The sequence below is a fragment of the Rhodovulum adriaticum genome (assembly GCF_004345735.1).
Classification (GTDB): domain Bacteria; phylum Pseudomonadota; class Alphaproteobacteria; order Rhodobacterales; family Rhodobacteraceae; genus Rhodovulum; species Rhodovulum adriaticum.
This window is the reverse complement of the sequence record NZ_SLXL01000023.1, coordinates 1-19798: the sequence shown is the minus strand read 5'-3', so window position 1 is coordinate 19798 and position 19798 is coordinate 1. Positions and strand designations below refer to the sequence as shown.

The 19798-nt window shown below is 60.5% G+C and carries 16 protein-coding genes and 2 pseudogenes; 10 read left to right on the top strand and 8 right to left on the bottom strand.

The annotated features are described in order from the left end of the window. On the top strand, nucleotides 1–183 hold a 183-nt coding region (locus tag EV656_RS16180), incomplete at its 5' end, for an IS3 family transposase (RefSeq protein ID WP_165919029.1). Between the two features lie 171 nt (nucleotides 184–354). Here the strand turns inward: EV656_RS16180 and tnpB (EV656_RS16175) are convergent. Both tnpB (EV656_RS16175) and tnpA read right to left on the bottom strand, forming a co-directional pair. Further along, entirely contained in the window at nucleotides 355–618 is a 264-nt protein-coding gene (gene tnpB / locus EV656_RS16175) for an IS66 family insertion sequence element accessory protein TnpB (RefSeq protein ID WP_132605789.1), read from the bottom strand. Then, a complete protein-coding gene (tnpA, locus tag EV656_RS16170; RefSeq protein ID WP_132605787.1) occupies nucleotides 615–983 on the bottom strand; it encodes an IS66-like element accessory protein TnpA in 369 nt (122 codons plus the stop codon). The genes tnpB (EV656_RS16175) and tnpA overlap by 4 nt, the downstream gene beginning before the upstream one ends. Before the next feature lie 302 nt (nucleotides 984–1285). On the opposite strand from tnpA, the gene EV656_RS16165 reads away from it, so the two are divergent. Beyond that, nucleotides 1286–1831: a hypothetical protein gene (locus EV656_RS16165; RefSeq protein ID WP_132605785.1), complete on the top strand. Its 546-nt coding sequence runs from the start codon at nucleotides 1286–1288 to the stop codon at nucleotides 1829–1831. A 126-nt stretch (nucleotides 1832–1957) separates the two neighbouring features. Here the strand turns inward: EV656_RS16165 and EV656_RS16160 are convergent, their stop codons facing one another. The 5 genes and pseudogenes from EV656_RS16160 to EV656_RS16140 form a co-directional block, all read right to left on the bottom strand. Next, nucleotides 1958–3304, bottom strand: a complete 1347-nt coding sequence (locus tag EV656_RS16160) for an IS5 family transposase (RefSeq protein WP_132605767.1) — start codon at nucleotides 3302–3304, stop codon at nucleotides 1958–1960. 243 nt (nucleotides 3305–3547) lie between these two features. Further along, a pseudogene (locus EV656_RS16155) lies at nucleotides 3548–3878 on the bottom strand (transposase); the annotation flags it as partial. Between the two features lie 108 nt (nucleotides 3879–3986). Further along, a complete protein-coding gene (locus EV656_RS16150; RefSeq protein WP_132605783.1) occupies nucleotides 3987–5300 on the bottom strand; it encodes an HlyD family type I secretion periplasmic adaptor subunit in 1314 nt (437 codons plus the stop codon). 8 nt (nucleotides 5301–5308) lie between these two features. Then, complete coding sequence (locus tag EV656_RS16145) at nucleotides 5309–7642, bottom strand: type I secretion system permease/ATPase (protein ID WP_242469134.1); 2334 nt, start codon at nucleotides 7640–7642, stop codon at nucleotides 5309–5311. Nucleotides 7643–7675: 33 nt separating this feature from the next. Beyond that, on the bottom strand, nucleotides 7676–9103 hold the full coding sequence (locus EV656_RS16140) for a TolC family protein (RefSeq protein WP_132605781.1): 1428 nt from the start codon (nucleotides 9101–9103) through the stop codon (nucleotides 7676–7678). 464 nt (nucleotides 9104–9567) lie between these two features. On the opposite strand from EV656_RS16140, the gene EV656_RS16135 reads away from it, so the two are divergent. The 6 genes from EV656_RS16135 to EV656_RS16110 all read left to right on the top strand — a co-directional run bounded on the left by EV656_RS16135 (nucleotide 9568) and on the right by EV656_RS16110 (nucleotide 16264). Continuing rightward, on the top strand, nucleotides 9568–11040 hold the full coding sequence (locus EV656_RS16135; RefSeq protein ID WP_132605779.1) for an autotransporter outer membrane beta-barrel domain-containing protein: 1473 nt from the start codon (nucleotides 9568–9570) through the stop codon (nucleotides 11038–11040). 81 nt (nucleotides 11041–11121) lie between these two features. Beyond that, nucleotides 11122–14217 carry a beta strand repeat-containing protein gene (locus EV656_RS16130; protein WP_132605777.1) on the top strand — a complete coding sequence of 1032 codons (3096 nt, stop codon included), beginning with the start codon at nucleotides 11122–11124 and terminating at the stop codon, nucleotides 14215–14217. Nucleotides 14218–14439: 222 nt separating this feature from the next. Then, entirely contained in the window at nucleotides 14440–14652 is a 213-nt protein-coding gene (locus tag EV656_RS16125; RefSeq protein WP_132605775.1) for a hypothetical protein, read from the top strand. Further along, on the top strand, nucleotides 14645–14872 hold the full coding sequence (locus EV656_RS16120; protein ID WP_132605773.1) for a hypothetical protein: 228 nt from the start codon (nucleotides 14645–14647) through the stop codon (nucleotides 14870–14872). The genes EV656_RS16125 and EV656_RS16120 overlap by 8 nt, the downstream gene beginning before the upstream one ends. A gap of 12 nt (nucleotides 14873–14884) precedes the next feature. After that, the gene (locus EV656_RS16115; protein WP_132605771.1) at nucleotides 14885–15079 is read left to right on the top strand and encodes a DUF6447 family protein; all 195 of its coding nucleotides are present in this window, start codon (nucleotides 14885–14887) and stop codon (nucleotides 15077–15079) included. Between the two features lie 207 nt (nucleotides 15080–15286). Then, nucleotides 15287–16264: a DUF2125 domain-containing protein gene (locus EV656_RS16110; RefSeq protein WP_207899551.1), complete on the top strand. Its 978-nt coding sequence runs from the start codon at nucleotides 15287–15289 to the stop codon at nucleotides 16262–16264. Between the two features lie 574 nt (nucleotides 16265–16838). Here the strand turns inward: EV656_RS16110 and EV656_RS16105 are convergent. Continuing rightward, nucleotides 16839–18185, bottom strand: a complete 1347-nt coding sequence (locus EV656_RS16105) for an IS5 family transposase (RefSeq protein WP_132605767.1) — start codon at nucleotides 18183–18185, stop codon at nucleotides 16839–16841. A 120-nt stretch (nucleotides 18186–18305) separates the two neighbouring features. Here EV656_RS16105 and EV656_RS16100 point away from each other — a divergent pair. Both EV656_RS16100 and tnpB (EV656_RS16095) read left to right on the top strand, forming a co-directional pair. Next, nucleotides 18306–19425: pseudogene (locus EV656_RS16100) on the top strand (IS3 family transposase); the annotation flags it as partial. Between the two features lie 27 nt (nucleotides 19426–19452). Further along, nucleotides 19453–19798: IS66 family insertion sequence element accessory protein TnpB (gene tnpB / locus EV656_RS16095; RefSeq protein ID WP_132605765.1), on the top strand; the 346-nt coding region annotated here is incomplete at its 3' end.

Sequence of the window (19798 nt, the reverse complement as noted above, 5' to 3'; positions counted from 1 at the left end):
GCCACCGTTGAGACCTTCTTCAAGACGATCAAGGCCGAACTGATCTGGCGCCGCACGTGGAAGACCCGACGCCAGGCCGAAACCGCCATCTTCCAGTACATCAACGGCTTCTATAACCCGCGCCGTCGGCACTCAGCATTGGGAGGCAAAAGCCCCTTGGCCTTCGAACGCCAAGTGGCCTAAACGAGCACTGGGGGCGGCACAAATACGTGACAGGTCCATTGAGTATCTGAAACCGCATGGGCCGGGCCGGATACACAAAGTTCAGGACACTCCCCCGTCCGCTGATCACCATACTGGCCCGCGGCTTCTCGAAGCGCCGCACATCAAGGCCTGAAAGAAGACCGCACTCGATCACACGCCAATAGGGTTAGAAGCCTCTTGCATCACGGGCGGCAACCAAAGAAGAACCTTGTAATACAGGCAGAAGCCCTGGCCGTCCCAGTACAGCAACTTAATCCTGTCGCCGCGGCGCCCACGGAACGCGAACACCGCCCCGCTCGCCGGCTTCTGGCGGAGCACATCCTGGGCGATCGCCGAAAGCCCCGCGATCCCTTTCCGCATGTCGGTCACCCCGCAGGCAAGATAAACTCGGACGCCGGTGCCCGGACCGATCATGCCTTTTCCAGCGCCCGGATCAACCGGGTCAGCACCGCGGCCTCCATCGCGCTGTCGAACCGGAGACACCGGCCGCCCACCAGACGGAGTTCCACCGGAACGGACGGCACCGTTTCCGGGCCGGGCGCCATATCCTCGATGGCCGGGAGGTCGACCGGCAGGAAGATCGCGCCCGCATCTGGCGACCACAGACCCTTCTTCTTCAGTTCGTGCCGCCAGGCGTAAACCTGCTGCCGGCGCACCTCGTGGCGCTCCGCCTCCTGCGTCACCGTCGCCCCGTCGATCCCGACCGACGACACGATTGCCAGCTTTTCCTCATCGCTCCACCGCCGCCGGCGTTCGAGCCCAAGCACCTCGCCCCGCATGCCCCCTCCACGTAAGAGACGTCATTTGCGACGTCGCTATGCACGTGTCTTAGGACCTAACGTCGCCCTCAGGCAGGGGGTGCCAACCGGGGGTGCGGGTGATCCGGGAAATGAGGGCACCCCTCAAACCACGATATCGCGGCAAATGAAAATGTCAAGCGCAGGGTGGAAGTGAAAAGCATAAAACTCTCAGTATCCGACTTGAAGCGTATCTGATCAAGTATAATTTTCATATTGAAAATTTTTGGATAAAAAAAACCCAAAGAAATGTAAAGGTAGCTTTATGGATAGGTGGGGGCTGCTTGACAGAGATGTTCATAGAACGCGAAATAGATGTGGTAGAGTTTGTTCATAACAGCAAATGGCTACGACTATTTGGTCAGTCCCTTGCTACATGGGAGCTGCTTTTTCTTATTTCCGCCTTGGACGGCAACCCTGATTATGGAATCGGGGACTATATCGATATGCTCAAGAGTTCTTCTTCGAGTAGGCTCACACTTTCAAATTTTATCCGGGATCGCATTAATGATGGATCGTTCTTAATAATTCCATCCAAGAAGAAAAGTCGTAAGACACTGGTGCCCTCGCACAAGCTCCAGGCAGAACTGGACAGTTATCTTGCCATGAGATTGACAGCTGCAGTAATTGACAATCAGAATTCTGACCTGTGCAATCCTATCCAAGAACTGCTTGAGCCGCGGCAGAACGACGTCCAGATCGCGTCTCATACCGGCACCGATCGCTCAGACAAGAGAGAGAATGGCCGTATCGGTCAAGATGCCGGCCTGGCTCGCCGGTTGTCTGGACAAGCCGCAAGGCTGCGCGATAACGTACAGCGCCGCAGCTAGTGTAGTTCGCCCTGAAGAAGTCTGAACTCCCTGATTTCATGAGGGAAACGGCCAGGCCATTGTGTTCGGCGTGTCAACCGGAATTGAAACATGACCTGTCCAATTAGTCCCTCCTGAACAATCCGATCATGCCGCCACGAGAGTGCACCTGTGATCATCTTGCCAGGTGGCTTGAGCCCGGATCATGGTGAGCAACAGGAGCAAGAGAGCCCTGAGGTGGGCGAGGATCTTGCGGATGTTGTGGCCGCAGCCGCACAGGACGGCGAAGATGGCATCGCCGATGGTGCCCTTCAGAGGACAGCGCGCGAGGCGTCCATCGCTTTTCATGTGTCCGATCTCGGGCTCGATGGCGCTTCGTCGCCTCAGCAGCCTGGCCAGCGTCGGCGTCAGACCTCGCCGGGTGCCGGAGATCAACACGCGGGTCTTCGTGACGCCATGCCCGCGATAGCCGCGGTCGACCACCGCGATTTCCGGCGCGGTCCCGGTCAGGATGGTGACTTGTTCCAGCGCCTCATCGAGAGTGTGGCCATCATACGGATTGCCCGGCAGGGACCGCATGCCGACCACGAAGCCCCTGTCCAGGGTCGTGGCCAGGCTGACCTTGCACCCGAATTCGTAGCGGACGCGGGCCTTGCCCTTCGAGATGCAGTCCACCGCGGGTTCGTGCAGGGCATAGAGCTTGCCGCTGCCCCGCGGCTCCTGGTGCAGGAGGCGTGAGACCAGGGCCAGCATGTCCGTAAGCCGGTCGCGATATGACCCGTTGGGGACATCGGCCAGCTGCCGCCGAACGTCCCGCAGGACCCGGCCGGTGTAGCCCTTCAGCGTTCTCAATGCCTTGCGCATGCGCTTGAACTGGCGGGCATGGGCATATCGGCCGGCCTGTGCGGCCAGCCGCGGCCCCTTGCGGGCATAGGATTGCCGGAGCTCCAGGCCGCCCTCGCGGGCTAGGGCAACCAGCTTGCGGCGGGCCTTGTCGTAGAGCCGGGCGTCCGTCGGGTGCGCGATGTTCTTTTCCATGACGGTCGTGTCCACCGCCACGCAGGACAGGCTGCCGCCGTCGATCACCCCGGCCGCCCGACCGGCCTCGATCGTCTTGGTAAGCAGCCACTCCGCACCCTCTTCGCCGATCCGCTTGCGCCAGCGAGTGAGCGAGGTGGGGTCTATCGGCGGGCGGTGCTGAAAGAAGGTCTCACCGGTGAAGTGCTGGAAATACGGGTTCTCGACCCAGCGGGCGACGACCGCCTCGTCCGACAGCCCATAGGCATGCTGCAAGTACATCAGCCCGGCGACCAGCCGCGGATCGGTCGCCGGGCGACCCTTCGTCGAGGGAAAGAACCCGCCCCATTCGCCATCGAACCAGTCCCAGTCAATGAGCTCGGCCAGTTTCACCAGCTCGTGGCGCATGTCGATCATGTCGACAAGCCTGGGCCGGAGGAGATCATCCTGTTCGGGCAGACGCGGGCGGTGCTTCATCGGGCAATCCGAAATTGCAGGGTTTTCCCGTGAATCCTACGAAACCCTGCAGCTCACCGCTACAAGAACCGCCCGTTTCCCTCATGAAATCAGGGCGTTCGGACTTGTTCAGGGCGAACCAATTAACTTTCTTGACTTGCGAATGACATGATGGTTTCGATGGGGCGTCTGCCTTGGGGGCGTGTCGCGAATGCTGTGGAAATTCTCTGGCGACTGTTCCCGAACATGTGAAGGTTCGGTTTATCAGGCTGCTAGGTCAAGGGGTACCAGCTCGAGGAGCTGAGAGGGTCTCCCACCTCTCGACCTTGCGCATCTGGATCTGGCCGGTGGCCTGCAGTGCCCAGAGCAACATTTGCACGGTTTCCTCGCAGGGCAGCACGGTCTTGGTCTTGATGTGGCGGCAGCACGCCCCGTTCAGGCGCTCGATGGAATGGGTGGTCCGGGCGAATTTCCATTGCAACGGGTCGAGCCGTGTGAAGGGGAAGAGTCGGTCGCAGGCTTCTCCCAAGCTGTCGGCCACCGCCCTGCAGTAAAGGCGCCCCTTGCGCTGGAAGGTCTTGCGGCGAGTCTCGATCACTAACCTGCAGACTCTCGTTATGACAGAGGGACCAACCGGGGCAGGTCACCTATAGCCGCATGAATTCGCAAAGTCAATCCTCTATCGGCAGACTTGTGCAACAGTCTAATCCCTCAGCGCAAGCTCCTGAACCCGCGCGACCGGTTGCCAGAAATATTCCAGAACGGTACGAGTTCCGGATAGAACGTCCACCGTGGCGGTCATGCCCGGGATCAAAGTTACCGGCTCGGTCATGCCCTCTAGGGTCAAATCACCCTCGATGGCGACATCGACCCTGTAATAGCTTTCGCCGGATGTCTCGTCGTCCACGACTGCATCGGGGCTTATAAGGGTCACGCGACCATTGAGAGTTCCGTATTTCGCAGAATCATATGCGGAAAGCCGGATGCGGACGGCGTCATCCAGCCGTATACGCGAGATATCCTGGGGCCGGATGCGCGCCTCTATGATCAGCGCCTCGCCGGTGGGGACGAGTTCGAGGATCGCATCCCCGGTATTCACGTAGCCACCCGGTGTCCGGAAATTGAGCTGGCTCACAATCCCGTCCATGGGCGCCCGGATTACGGTGCGGCTGACCCGCTCTTTCAGGCGCGGCAGGGATTTATCGAGTTCACTTTGCTCTGATACCACCGAACTGAGTTCATCCATAGCCCTCAGCCGATAGGCTGCACGGGCGTTTTCGATCTCTGTTTCGATCTCGGCCGTGGCAGACCGGGCTTGTTCGATCGCCACGGTTGCGCGGTCGCGCTCCCCCCTTGCCTGTTCAAGCTGGCGTTGCAGTTCCAATAGACGGGTAGATGGCGCGATATTGTCACGTACCAGCGGCTCTACCACGGCGATTTCCTCTTCCAGCAGAATGGCCGTCCGTTCGGATGTTCCCCGAGTGGCCTGAGCAGAGCGCAGATCATGCGTGCTTTGCTGGCGGCGTTGCTCCAGCACGGCCAATTGTCCGGCCAGTTCTGCGCGCCGCGCCGCGAAAAGGCTTTCTTCGGTCATGGCGACCAAGGGCGTCAGAGTCCTGAGATCGGCGGATGTCTCGAACCGCTCGGCACCGGTGATCTCGGCCCTGAGCCGTGCCTCTCTGACCCTGAGGGCGGCGCGCCGCTGTTGAATCTGATTCAGCTCGCTGCTGGCGTCCACTGGGTCGATCTCGAATAGAATCTCACCCTTGGCGACCTTGCTGTTCTCCGAGACGAAGCGGCGAAGGATTACGCCGCCTTCGGCAGCCTGGACGACCTGATTCTGTACGGATGAGATGATGCGTCCATCTCCGCGGGTGACATTGTCGAGTTCGGCCCAAGAGGCCCAGACCAGCGTGACGCTTACCAGCGCGATGATAGTAACCATAATGGCAGAGCCCCCCAGCCCGTCGCGGCCAGACATCTCGCGGGAAAGGCGTTTGAAATCGATATCAGACATGGGATTCCCTATCTTACCTGCGATCGGAGCTTATCCGGCGTCGTGTCAGCTACAACGCTGCCCTGATCGACCACCAGAACGCGGTCTGCGAGTTCCAGCAGGGCGTTGCGATGCGTGACCATGACAAAGGTCCGGTGGCCGGCCCAGGCCTTGAGCCGTCCGATTACGGCGGTCTCGGTGGCGGTATCCATAGCGCTTGTGGGCTCATCCATTATCAGGACATTGGGATCATGGAGAAGCGCGCGCGCCAGGTTGATTGATTGCCGCTGTCCACCTGAAAGCCCCTCGCCACGCTCGCGCAGTTCCATGTCATAGCCCTGAGGGTGCCCTGCGACGAAATCATCGACCCCCGATATGCGCGCGATGTTCAGGATGTGCGCGTCGTCGTATTCATAGAACCCCATTTGCAGATTCTCTTTGATCGAACCTGAAAATAGCCAAGTTTCCTGTAGCATCACGCCGATATTGCGACGCACATCCGACTTGTCGATCTGGCGCAGGTCGACCCCGTCGACCAAGACCGTTCCCTCGGTCGGTTCGATCAGTCCTGAAATTAGCCGGGCGAGTGTGGATTTGCCCGAACCCATTCGCCCTAGGATCGCCACCTTCTGCCCTGCCGGAATCTTGAGAGACAGGTTGCGGATGATTGGCGTGCTGGTGCCGGGAAAGGCATAGCTGACGCCCTTGAGTTCGATCGTACCCTCGAGGTGCGGCCGACTCAGCCGGGGTCGGAAATCAGCTGTTTCGGTGTCCGCGTTCATGATGGTCGATAGCGAACGGAATGCCTCTCTGGCCCCGTTGGCCCGCGACATGGCCGAGGCCAGCTGCGACAGTGGCGCCAGTGTGCGTCCGCCCAGAATGACCGCTGCGATCAGTGCGCCCATGGTGATTGTGCCATCCTGGATCAGAAAGACGCCGTAAAAGATCGTGGCAATCTGTGCGAATTGCTGGACTGAGGCGGCCGAGTTGATCGCGAATTGCGAGAGCATCCGGCTTCTCAGGCCCAGATCAGATTGCGCATCCGCCGCCTCCTCGAAGCGCCGGCGCATTAGACGGCCAGACCCGGTGGCCTGAACGGTCTCAAGCCCGTTGAGTGTCTCGACCAGCACGGACTGCTTGGACATGTTGCTTTGCATCGAGTTCTTGGTGATTCTTGCCAAGAATGGCTGAATGCCAATGCCGGTGGCGATCACCAGCGGGACCGCGATCAGCGGTACGAGGGCGAGCGGACCCGCGATCAGCGAGATCACCCAGATGAAAAAGAAGATGAAGGGTAGATCGACGATCGCGACAAGGGTGGCCGAGGTGAAGAAATCGCGCAAGGTGTCGAATTCCCGTACGATTGTGGCCATGGCCCCCGATTTCTGGCGCCGATTGTCGAGCTTGAGGTTCAGTATCCTGTCAAAGATCAGGCGTGACATGCGCGCATCTGCGCGTTTACCAGCCTTGTCTACGAATTGGGCGCGAAGCGTCTTGATAACGAAGTCGAAACCCAGTGCGACCACCACGCCGATCGTCAGCGCGACCAGAGATTCGACCGCTTCGTTGGGGACGACACGATCATAGACTACCATGATGAATAGCGAAGTTGAGAGCCCGAGGAAGTTGGTCAAGGCCGCCGCCACCAGAACCTGGGCATAAAGCCATTTTCCCGGGCGCAGCGACCCCCAGAACCAGTCATTTTTCAGGCTCGCCTTACGGGCCATATGGACCTTGCGTGCGAGTATGACATTTGGTGTCAGCCGATCGGAGATTTCCGATTCGACAAGGATTTCCTCGCGAACCTCGGCATGCGAAAAACGGCGAAGGTGCAGTCGGGCTTCATCATCAAAACCGTGGATGACCACCGCCTCGCCAGTTTTCAGGAACCCGATTGCCGGGCAATGGCTTTGCCTTAACTCACCGGGACTCATCTCACCAAGGCTGGCCTCAAGGCCTACATGGCGCAGAGCCGAGACCGCAGAGCCGGGGTCGAAAGCCTCGCTTGTAAGTTCGGGGAGATCGCGGACCGCGCCTGGCGAAAAGGCCATACCGGAAAGCGACAAGATGTGCCGTACCGACAGAATGAGCGTTGTCTCGGCGTCATTTTGATCACCGATACCGGCATGGGGGGGGGGGTCATGGCTAGCCGGTGCGACGACGTTAGTTTCAAGGTTGGCTTGGGGGTGGGTGGACAGGTTATGATCCGCCGCCCGGTGCGAGGATGCCTCGGCAAAGTCGGCTTTCTCATGATCCCTATCCAAGCCGGTTGCCCCTGACCGTGCGAGTGTCACGTCATTCGCCATCTCTGCCCCTTCCTTCTTCCTCTTTTTTGATGTGCCGCGCCGCAGGAAGCGGGTCATCCTGCCGCCCCGCGCTCCGCACAGGCCAATCCATCATCGCACGGGGCCAATACTGAGGCCGATCCGTTGTGCAAGTCTCCCGGTGCGCGATTCTATCGTCATCAAGAGGATTTGGCGCTCGGCCTGTAAGGCGATATGGCGATCTCGCGCTCGATAGTTCTCTATTTCAGCCTCGACGAGCTGGCGCAGGTTTGCCTGACCGGTTGCGATCTGCGACCGGGCCGTCTTTGCCTCCGACGCGCTGAGCGTGATCTGTCGTGCCACCAGTGGCATCGATTTCTCAATTGCGTCCAATTGATCTAATGAGGCTTCGATTTCCGCATTGAGTGCGCGCTGGGCATCGGAAAGCTGCGCCTCTGCTGCAGCGTGGCGGGCTTGGGCAGAATCCAGTTCGGATCGGCGGCGCCCGCCATCGCTAAAGGTGTATTCGAGGACTAGACCTACAGACAGATCGGTACTTTCTTCCTGTTCCATCGGAGAGGTCACGCCGGCTTGGAGCCGGGCGCTTGGGCGGAACGCGGAAGTAGCTTTAGCCAAAGCGGCTTGAGAAACAAGAAGCTCGGCGGCAGCGCGTTGCAGTTGGGGAGATTGCTGCCAGTCTTTCGCGGCCTTTCGGACCTCTGTAGAGGAAACCAGGTCTGCGGGGCGGGCGAGTTGGCCGACAGGGCGATTGAAGAAACGAGCATAGCGAACCCGAGCCTCGTTCAGATCCGCCTCTAGACGTGTTTGTTCGAGTGCGATGTCGATGATTTGGCGGCGGGCACTTTCAAGCGCGCCTCGGTCGATCATGCCGTTCGAGGCCATCCGCTCTATCTGAGCCATCAAACGGTTCATCTCGTCGGTGCGCGAATGTAGCAGGCGCAGGCGTGCGTCGAATTGCCAGGCATCGATCCACGCGCGAGCGGCCTCGAGCGCCAGCGCGTTGCCCTGCGCCACGCGCTCGGCTCGCGCGGCAAGCGCCTCAGCTGTGGCGCCGTTCACCTCGGCCCGGCTCGTCCCTCCATCGTAGACAAGTTGTGAAATGGTTAGCCCGCCGGCAATCCCTGTGGTCGTATCATCCGCGATGCCGCCCGTTTCGCGCAGCGCACCAACATTGGCATTAGCAGTGATTTGTGGATGCCGGACGCTTGAGGCGACGCCAATGCGCTCCACCGCCGCGGTCTCCAGAGCGAGGAGGGCGCGATACGCATCGTTCGCCTCGACGGCCGATTTTAGTGCGGGACCGAACCCCATGGCGATGTCGACGGGTGCGATATTCGCCTCGGCGTCGGGCATGGTTGTTTCTGTCAGCGTATCCGATACTTCCTGCGCCATGTCGGACAGGTCGGCAGGGCGTTCACCGCACCCTGTCAATAGAAATGCCAAGATGGAAATGCCAAGACCCTGACGCGCCAAAATCTGTCCTTTCCGAGCGGATGGCAAGGCATGATCCTTTTTCGCCGAAGGCTGATATCGTGTCATAGATCGTGTCCTGTGGTTGGAGATGGGCACGTCATGCAGGTGCGCCGCCGCATGTTGCGGCCTGCCTGTTTCGAGCGATCACTGCGGAACCTGATGCCTCTGTGCAACAAGCGGGTGAATTTTTTGTCACGACATGTCCTGATGCGGGCATAGCTGCTGCCGCCGTCCCGTCAGATGCAAGGGGCAAATCCCGGAGCATGACGGGGCGTTTTAAGCGCGCGATGGCGCACTGGGAGCATGTAGGCGTCATTTGTTAAGGCGGTTCTTTCAGGGCTGACGGTAGCAAGCGATTAGTCAAACACGCCGCGGAAAAAAATGATGCTAAATAGGCATAAAAATCATGTATTAAATGAATGTATAATTTTTCAAATTGATGCGTCGGTCACGCTGTTGTTTCTCCACAGTGTCGAGATTGTCGCGGTGCAACGCGCTTGTTGTGCTGCCTTACAAAAGGGGTCATCATAATGGCTAAAGACTTTGCGGATCTCCCCCGCATTGAGCAGGCGGTCGTTTCATCGGCGAACGCCTCCACCGCAGAGCAGGAGCGTGTCTCCTCTTTCGTCAAGGCATGGGAAAACCAGACGGCGCGCCGCGCCGTAAAAGGTGGTGTGGGTCTGACCATGGCGCTGTCGCTGGCGGCCTGTGGTGGCTCCAGCGGAGATGCTCCGATCAGGACCTACACGGTCCAAGAACTGATCGAGACGGACGATCTCGTAGAGGAGTACAACATCGCCATCGAAGACGCCGACGGTTTGGGTCCTGTCACCGTTGCGGAATTCGAGAATGTGCGGGCCGAGGTTGATGCCGCGCTGAACGTCGAAGAATTCGACGAGGCTCTCGACGCCGGTTCGATCACGGTCGCCGTTTCGGTGGCGGATACGGCTGAGAACATCCTCGCCGCGACTGCCGAGGTGGGCGAGGAACTCTCCTCCGTCATTACTTCCATCACTGTCACCGATGCTGAACTGACCGTTGATGTTGCCGACGCTGAAGCCCTGATTGATCTGGGTGCAGAGATGGCTGAAGGCTCCACGGTGACCGTTGCAGACACAGCCGAGGCTCTGCTGGCCTCCGAAGCTGACTTTGGCGAAGCTGCGATTTCTGTGACCGACGAGGCTCTGACCACGGATGTCGCCGGTTACGAGGCGCTCCTGGACCTCGGCGCGAGCTTCGAGGGTGCGGTGACCGTTGCAGACACGGCTGAGGCCCTGCTGGCCTCCGAGGCGGACTTCGGCGATGCGGCCGTGACCGTAACCAACGATGCTCTGACCACGGATGTCGCCGGTTACGAGGCGCTCCTGGACCTCGGCGCGAGCTTCGAGGGTGCGGTGACCGTTGCAGACGCGGCTGAGGCCCTGCTCGCCTCCGAGGCGGACTTCGGCGATGCGGCCGTGACCGTGACCGACGATGCTCTGACCACGGATGTCGCCGGTTACGAGGCGCTCCTGGGCCTTGGTGCGAGCTTCGAGGGTGATGTGACCGTTGCAGACACGGCTGAGGCCCTGCTGGCCTCCGAGGCGGACTTCGGCGATGCGGCCGTGACCGTGACTGACCCGTCGCCGGTGCTCGACGTGGCGGATTTCCTCGCCCTCGATGCGCTCGGCGCGTCGTTTGCTGGGGCTGTCACCCTCGGCGTTGACGGTGGGTCGAATGGCGTCACGCTGGCGGCTGACGATGGTGCATTCTCCTACGACATCACGAACGGGAACTACAGCTTCACCGTGGACGGCTTCGGGGAGGATGACACGCTTCTCTTCGCCGACGGCAACAATGATGCGACGGTATCCAACACGCCCTTCGTGAATGACGGTGAATTCGCCGTGGCCTCGAACGACGGTGCGGCCAACGAGGTCGAGGTGCTCATCACCAACTACGACGGCAATGACAGCGGCATCTTCGGGAATGCCGAGCTCGTCAGCGAAGGCATCATTGCCTGACCATTTGATCCGACGGATGGGCGGCAAGGAATTGCCGCCTGTTCTCTCGCACAACGAAAAATCTTAAACGGAGACACTACAATGTCGAACAAGCTGTTCATGGAGACCGGTGGGATCGCCGGCCTCACCACCGGTGACTTCAACGTGTACGGGTCCGGGGGTATCGAAACCGTTCAGGTTTCCGGTACCGCGTTCCTGAGCATCGACCAGAACGTCGAGGTGGTAGAATTCACCGGCGCTGCGTCCGATTACCTTTTCTCGCTTTCAGGCAATGTTGTGACCGTCACGACCCTCGATGGCACGCCCGTTGCCGAAGTTGCGGTCAGCAGTGTCGCGACCAGCCTGCGCTTTGCCGATGGCGCCGCAGATCTGGGGATCGATTTCGCGGCACAGGCGGTTACGCTGGGCGGCGCCCCGATCTCGTCCGAGCCGGGGACTGTCGATCCGGCGCTCGACCCGGCCGACGCGTCGTCCATCGCGGAGGTCGACCCGGACCGGGGGAGCGTCTTCGACCTGACCAGCGGTGCGGACAGCTTCGACGAGGACTCGGTTTCTGACGAAGAATCCCCGATCGAGGGGAACGTGTTCAACGCACCGCTTGCACCTGCATTCGATGGCACGGAGGCGATTCAGACCCTGCAGACCTTCGATTCCATCGAGGGGACTGACGCCCGTGATGAGCTTTACGCCGACCTCAACGGGGCGGGCGCGGATACAGCAGCGACGATCACCGGGGTTGAGGCGTATTTCCTCGAGGCAAAGGACGCCGCGACCCTCGATCTGTCGGACGCAGAAGGCTACGAAGAGCTCTGGAACAGTGACTCTCGCGCTGATCTGGAACTTGACAATGTCGCCGAAACCGCTGTCATCGGCCTGGATGGTGTCCGTGGCGGCACGACCTACACCGTCAATTACACCAATTCCGTTGCGACCGACACGCAGAATGTGATTGCTCAGAATGTTGGCACGCCGGATCTGGCGACCTCGGCCACCACGCTGAACGTCACGTCCGAGATTGGCGACGGTTTCGGTACCCTCAACCTGGATGTCAGCGGCCCGGTGGATATGGTGCTGGCCGGCGATGCCGCGTCCATGGAAACGTTCAACATCAGCGGCTCCGGCCCCCTCACGCTGAACTCTACCGATCTCGGTGACCTGGAGGTCTTCAACTCCGTCGGTTACACCGATGATCTCAGCTTCGACCTCTCGGGCAGTGCGGACCTGCATGATGTTCAAACCGGCGACGGGAATGACGTGATCACCGTTGACGGCAACGCGGCGCGCGGCAACCTCGCCGTTGACCTCGCGGGCGGTGAAGACATCCTGGCTCTGGATAATGTCACGGGCGAAGGTGACGTGAGCGCGTTGGATTTCGAGGCCGGTCTCACCGGGGTCGAGAACATCGCGTTCCTCGATGGCGTTACCCTGGTTGACGATGCGGTTCTCGACCTCGCCGGTGTGAATGACGATCTCGGGGCTGTCTGGTTCGCCAACGGCATCAACGGGGGCGGCAATCAACTCGGTCTGGCCAACTCGCCGGTCACGGCGCTCAACCTGATCGTCGACAACCCGCTCAACGACACCACGTCGCCTGACATGACCGACCTGGAAATCGCTGCGGGCAATGTCACCGACCTCGACATCCTGGCCGAGAGCACTGACAGCAACATCGACGTCGACCAGATCGGCGGCGCGGCGCTCGAAACGCTCGACCTCGTGGCGGGCAACGACGCCTATCTGGATGTCACAAGCGATGACACCAATGATGTGAGTGCGCTTCAGTCGGTTTCGGTAACGGCCGGGGGCGACTCCGATGTCGATATTGATGCCGATAACGCCGATGCCGACATGTCCACGCTGGCCGCTGTGCAGGTCATTGCCGGGGCTGACGCTGATCTGGAGATGGACGGGTTTGAAGGGGAGCAGGCATTCGCGAGTGGAACTTCCGAGTTCGTCGTTAACGGCGGATTTAATGAGACGTTCATTTGGGGCGTTCAAAATGGCAACGCCAATGACAAACAAGTCGAACTGGTTTTTGAGGATGGCAACAATGTCACCCTTGATCTGCCTGACGGTGACTCCGACCAAGCGACGACGGTAACGCAAATCGTAAATGCGCTCCAAGCCGCTGCTGATCCCCGTATTGCTGATGTCACATCGACTGGTAACGCTATCACGATCGAGTGGGTGGATGATGAGGCGACCAACCTGATTGGCGTGAACTTCAGCCAAGGCGCACCGGTTGGGACTGATCCGACGGCGACACTTTCGAATGACATCGCTGAGGTTCCCGCCGTTCCCGCCTCGGGCTTCGAGGGTCTCGAAACCGTGGTTGTCGACGCTGCCGACGAGGCGGACGTCAACCTGGACGAGGTGTTCGGTGCCTTTACCCTGCAGGTCTCTGCGAACGGAACCGCGAACGCGGATGATGAGGTGTTCGGCTCCCAGGACACTGTCGACGTCGATCTCAGCAACACGGGTGTCGTGTCTGCCACCATTGATGGCGGATCCGAATTCGATTATGTCCGCGATGTGGACGGGGTTGTCACCGGCCTGGACGACATCGACTTCACGAGCGTGTCGATCAACGATGATGGTGTGGAGAACGGGCTTGCTCCCTACGGCAATCCGAACCTCACGACCCTCGACGTCGGCGGCGCGGCGGTGGATGTCTACCTCAGCGGTGATCTGTCCAGCTTCAGCACGCTTGATCTGACGGACGCCACCAACTGGTTCGATGTCGACAGCTCTGGTGCCGAATTCGAGCTGGATGGGGGCGAATTCGTCACGTATCTGATCGGATCGACCGCGTCGGAATGGGGCGGCTCGACAGTTTCGGGTGGCGACAGTCTCATCACCATGAACGCCGATGGTCGCGAAACGGTTACCTTTACCGAGGACACCTTTGGCACGGTCGTGCTGGATGGGTTCACGGCTGGTACCGATCCGTTGCCGACGGACCGTATCGACCTGAGCGAGCTTGGCTTCACCGACCAGGGTCAGCTCGTGTTCGAGATCGGTGACTACACCGATGGGAACGGTGAATGGGCGGCCGATGCGGGTGGCGATGATGTGCGCATTGCCGACCTTGACGGCGGGATCGCCGATTTCGCGGGCGAGATCATCGTGACCGGTGTGGATGTGAATGATCTGCAGTCGAACATCCTCTATGCCTGATCCGGTGGGCGGCCTTCGGGCCGCCCCCGCCCCGACAGCGCGGTTGCTCTGAGTATCGGTTCTCTGAGTATTTGGTCTGGGCAACCCGCTGGTTTCGGCTGTGCAGTTCTGTCGCTGCAATGTCGGAAGTTGGCTTTTCACGCCCTTGCATACGCCCCCAGGTGGAAAGCCCGCCCCCCCCCAGTTCCCCCCGGGGGGGGCTTTTATCAAGGAAAGACCCTCATGCCCCCGAAATTCACGCATAAAGGACGCGCTCTGGACCGCGACACGGTCAGCAAGCAGGCGCTGGAGTTGATGGATGCCATCGAGCATGCCGAGCGCCATATCCGTCAACTTGAAAGCGAATGGGCCATCGCGGACACTGCCCGGCTTGCCTATCACGCGGTGCTTCGCCGCGAAATCCGTGCGCAGGAGGAGTGCCGCGACCATGGCTAACACCATCGTCATCGACGGCCAGAGCTATGACACGGCATCTCTTTCGACGCATGCCCGCCATCTCTTGGCGAGTATAGCTGCCGTAGAGGAACGTCTACGGGACGAGGAACGTAAACTCGCAGCGCTCGAAACGGCCCGTTTTGTCCACAATGCTGCCTTGAAATCTGAAATCGTGGCCGTCCGTACCGGTGTCGACCTGCGCGGCCTGTTGCAAGATTGAAGGACCGATCTCATGCCCCTGATCACTGTTGATGGCTACGAATACAATACCGAGGATTTGAGTGACAATGGTAAGGCCCAGCTGGCCAGCCTGCAGTTCCTTGAGGCCCATATGGAGCGTCTCAAAAAGGACATTGCCATCTTCAAGACCGCCCGCAATGCCTATCTCAGAGCCCTGAAGGAAGAGCTTGAAAAGGAAGACGGCTGATGGTCCGTGCCATCCCTGCGATCGCCGTTCTCCTAATCGCCGTGATGCTGCTGTTCATGCAAGGTAACCGTCCTTTTATGGTGCCCCCCGGGTTCTGACACCTTGACTTTTCGAGGCGAACGCCATGCCCCACGCCTTCCAAGCCGTGCTACCTTGTCCGTTGCTGCCATGGGACCATTTCGCATGAGCCGGTTGGGTAGCAGAATCGTGCGCTGGTTCGTCGTTCTGGCGGTGCTGCCCATAGCACTGTGGTCGGGCTACTGGGTTGCAGGCGCTTACACTCTGGAGCAGGCGACGGCGCGTGCCTTCAACGAAGCGCGCCGCGCTGGTGCCGCGGCTGAGTTCGACGAGGCGGCGGTGAGCGGCTATCCAACGCGATTTGCGACGAGCCTTGCAGATATTAGCGTGTCGGGGGAGAATCTGGTCTGGCAAACACAGGCGGTCATGATTGATGCCGAAAGCCATCGTCCCTTTGACATCGCACTGGATTTGTCCGAGCCGCACCGGATTGCGGGACGCTTCGGAGATCTTGGGGTCGACGCGAGCGAGGCGCAAGTCACGGCCCTTTTCCGTCCTGAATGGGAACTCCCGCTGGATCGTATCGCGCTGGATGCCACGGAGGTGTTCGTAAATTTCTCGGACCAAGGGCGTATCGACATGACGCGCGTCTTGTCCGCGCTTCAGCAAGACCCCGACAGTATGACAACCTATCGCGTCGCCGCAGCCATTGAAGACATGGTTTTGAATGGCCTTCTTGTTGATCTGCCCCCCGATTATCACATCATCCCCGAAGTCCGTCTGGATGGGCTCCTGCGTTTTGACCGGGCCTGGGATCGTTCGGTGCTGGAGGAGGGCGCGCCGCTCTTGGTCGAACTGGTGTTGAGCCGGGCCGCATTTGAGTTTGGTTCTTCCGCGATTACGTTGCAGGCGCAGTTGAGTCGAGATCAACACGCAGCTGTTTCGGGAACCGTCAATGTCACGGTGCAGGGCTGGCGAAGCCTCTTCGACCTCGCGCTGGAGGTTGGTTACATAGATCTGGAGCTTGAGAGCTTCTTCCTCCCCATTTTGCAGGAGTTGGCGTCGCAAGAGGTGCCCGAGACCGAATTGAGCTTGCCTCTCCGCATCGAGGACGGAACTGTCTCGTTTGGTGCGATCACGTTGGGGATGCTGCCGACGGTACCGTAAGATTTAGTCGGAAAAGGCGTTTCTGGACGAGTTCACCGATGGAAAATTCACTTGGTCAATTCATGCGGTTAAATTTCGCAAATGAGCAAGGCCTCTCTCGCCCGTTATCGGAGGACGAACTGGCCCAGCTAAAATGCATCGCTGCACGAACCGGGGCGCTATTGATCTGGATCGACAAAGACTTGACCTGTCACGTGGTAAGCACCCGGTTGTCACCGCCTGCCAGATTTCGGCGTGAGGGCGTAAGACACGTGCATAGCGACGTCGCTAACGACGTCTTTTATGTGCGGAGGGGTGATGCGGGGCGAAGTTCTCGCTGTTGAGCGCCGTCGGCGTTGGGACGACGAGGTAAAGCTGGCGATCGTGAGCGCGGTGGATGCCGCATGATCGGGCCGGGAACCGGGGTTCGGGTGTATCTGGCCTGCGGGGCTGACCTTCCCCCCGATATCCGGGCCATTGCGCACTGGAATTTTCCACCTTTGAATGAACGAAGGAGGAAGACCCATGAAGCGGAAGCGTTTCACCGAAGAGCAGATCATTGGCGTGCTGAAGGAGTCCCTCCTGAACAATCCGATCATGCCGCCACGAGAGTGCACCTGTGATCATCTTGCCAGGTGGCTTGAGCCCGGATCATGGTGAGCAACAGGAGCAAGAGAGCCCTGAGGTGGGCGAGGATCTTGCGGATGTTGTGGCCGCAGCCGCACAGGACGGCGAAGATGGCATCGCCGATGGTGCCCTTCAGAGGACAGCGCGCGAGGCGTCCATCGCTTTTCATGTGTCCGATCTCGGGCTCGATGGCGCTTCGTCGCCTCAGCAGCCTGGCCAGCGTCGGCGTCAGACCTCGCCGGGTGCCGGAGATCAACACGCGGGTCTTCGTGACGCCATGCCCGCGATAGCCGCGGTCGACCACCGCGATTTCCGGCGCGGTCCCGGTCAGGATGGTGACTTGTTCCAGCGCCTCATCGAGAGTGTGGCCATCATACGGATTGCCCGGCAGGGACCGCATGCCGACCACGAAGCCCCTGTCCAGGGTCGTGGCCAGGCTGACCTTGCACCCGAATTCGTAGCGGACGCGGGCCTTGCCCTTCGAGATGCAGTCCACCGCGGGTTCGTGCAGGGCATAGAGCTTGCCGCTGCCCCGCGGCTCCTGGTGCAGGAGGCGTGAGACCAGGGCCAGCATGTCCGTAAGCCGGTCGCGATATGACCCGTTGGGGACATCGGCCAGCTGCCGCCGAACGTCCCGCAGGACCCGGCCGGTGTAGCCCTTCAGCGTTCTCAATGCCTTGCGCATGCGCTTGAACTGGCGGGCATGGGCATATCGGCCGGCCTGTGCGGCCAGCCGCGGCCCCTTGCGGGCATAGGATTGCCGGAGCTCCAGGCCGCCCTCGCGGGCTAGGGCAACCAGCTTGCGGCGGGCCTTGTCGTAGAGCCGGGCGTCCGTCGGGTGCGCGATGTTCTTTTCCATGACGGTCGTGTCCACCGCCACGCAGGACAGGCTGCCGCCGTCGATCACCCCGGCCGCCCGACCGGCCTCGATCGTCTTGGTAAGCAGCCACTCCGCACCCTCTTCGCCGATCCGCTTGCGCCAGCGAGTGAGCGAGGTGGGGTCTATCGGCGGGCGGTGCTGAAAGAAGGTCTCACCGGTGAAGTGCTGGAAATACGGGTTCTCGACCCAGCGGGCGACGACCGCCTCGTCCGACAGCCCATAGGCATGCTGCAAGTACATCAGCCCGGCGACCAGCCGCGGATCGGTCGCCGGGCGACCCTTCGTCGAGGGAAAGAACCCGCCCCATTCGCCATCGAACCAGTCCCAGTCAATGAGCTCGGCCAGTTTCACCAGCTCGTGGCGCATGTCGATCATGTCGACAAGCCTGGGCCGGAGGAGATCATCCTGTTCGGGCAGACGCGGGCGGTGCTTCATCGGGCAATCCGAAATTGCAGGGTTTTCCCGTGAATCCTACGAAACCCTGCAGCTCACCGCTACAAGAACCGCCCGTTTCCCTCATGAAATCAGGGCGTTCGGACTTGTTCAGGGCGAACGAAGGAGAGCGAGGCGGGCGCGAAGACGGACGACATCTGTCGACGTCACGGCATCAGCTCGGCCACGTTCTATAGCTGGCGTAAGAAGTACGGGGGCATGGAGGCTGGCGACGCTAAGCGTTTGAGAGCCCTTGAAGCTGAGAATGCCAAACTCAAGCGGATCGTCGCGGATCAAATGCTCGACATGTCCGCAATGAAGGATCTGCTGCAAAAACATTGGTAAGCCCATGGCGAAGCGACGAGCTGTGGGCTTTCTGATGACCGAGCGTGGGTTCAGCGAGCGGCGCGCGTGCCGGATCGTTGATTTGGCGCGGTCGGTGCAGCAATACCGACCGCTGCCGAAAGGCGACGAGGCCGCAGTCAAACGCATGAAGGAGCTGGCGTCGGAGAACCGGCGCTATGGCTATCTGCGCCTGCACGCGATGTTGCGCCGGGAAGGTCTCGTCGTGAACCACAAGCGCACGTATCGGCTTTACACCGAGCATGGCTTGCAGGTTCGCACCAAGAAACGGCGCAAGCTGCCCAGGCGGGATCGCGTCGCGCCGCAGGTGCCGGAAAGGCCAATGCAACGATGGTCCCTGGATTTTGTGAGCGACCAGTTGGCTGACTATCGAAGGTTCCGGGTGCTCAACGTCGTCGACGACCACAGCCGGTTCTGTCCCGGCCAGATTGTCGACGTGTCGATCCCTGGGGCACGCGTGGCACGGTTCCTCGATGATCTGGCCCTGCGCATGGGCCTCCCGGAGGAGATCATCCTCGACAACGGACCCGAAGGCACCAGCAAAGCCATGTTCGATTGGTCCGAGCGGACCGGCGTGCGCCTGCGGTTCATCGAGCCAGGCAAGCCGGTGCAGAACGCCTTCGTGGAGAGTTTCAACGGCAAGTTCCGGGACGAGTGCCTGAACTTGCATTGGTTCCGATCCCTGCGCCATGCCCGCGAGGAAATCGGACAATGGCGAAACCACTACAACACCAAGCGCCCACATTCGGCGCTCGGATACCTGTCCCCAACGGAGTTCCTGATGAAAACCACCGCGCCAGCGCTTGAGACTCTTGCGGTCTCCACGCTGCCGCTCAAGACTCAATCCGAACCGGAAGATTCCAGATCAAACCGGCCCTAATCGCGGGGGAAGGTCAGGGCGACGGATATGCGCAAGGGGATCGGCGGGCTGGCGGCCCTCGCGCAGGACGTGCTGCGCCAGAAGCCGACCGGCGGCGCGGTCTTCGCCTTCCGGGGGCGCAAGGGTGATCGGCTTAAGCTGCTTTACTGGGACGGCCAGGGGTTCTGTCTTTACTACAAGGTCCTCGAGCGCGGGCGCTTTCCATGCAGCCCGGCTGCGCGCGATCTCGGAGCGCAAGTCGCCGGGGCGGCGCAGCCCGACGATCCTGGCGCCGGCACGGCCCCCGGCCTGCAGCGCGTCGCAGGCGGTGCGCGCAAGCTCCAGCAGGTCGGTGGGGACGATGAGCAGGACCAGCGTTCCGGGCGCTCCCACG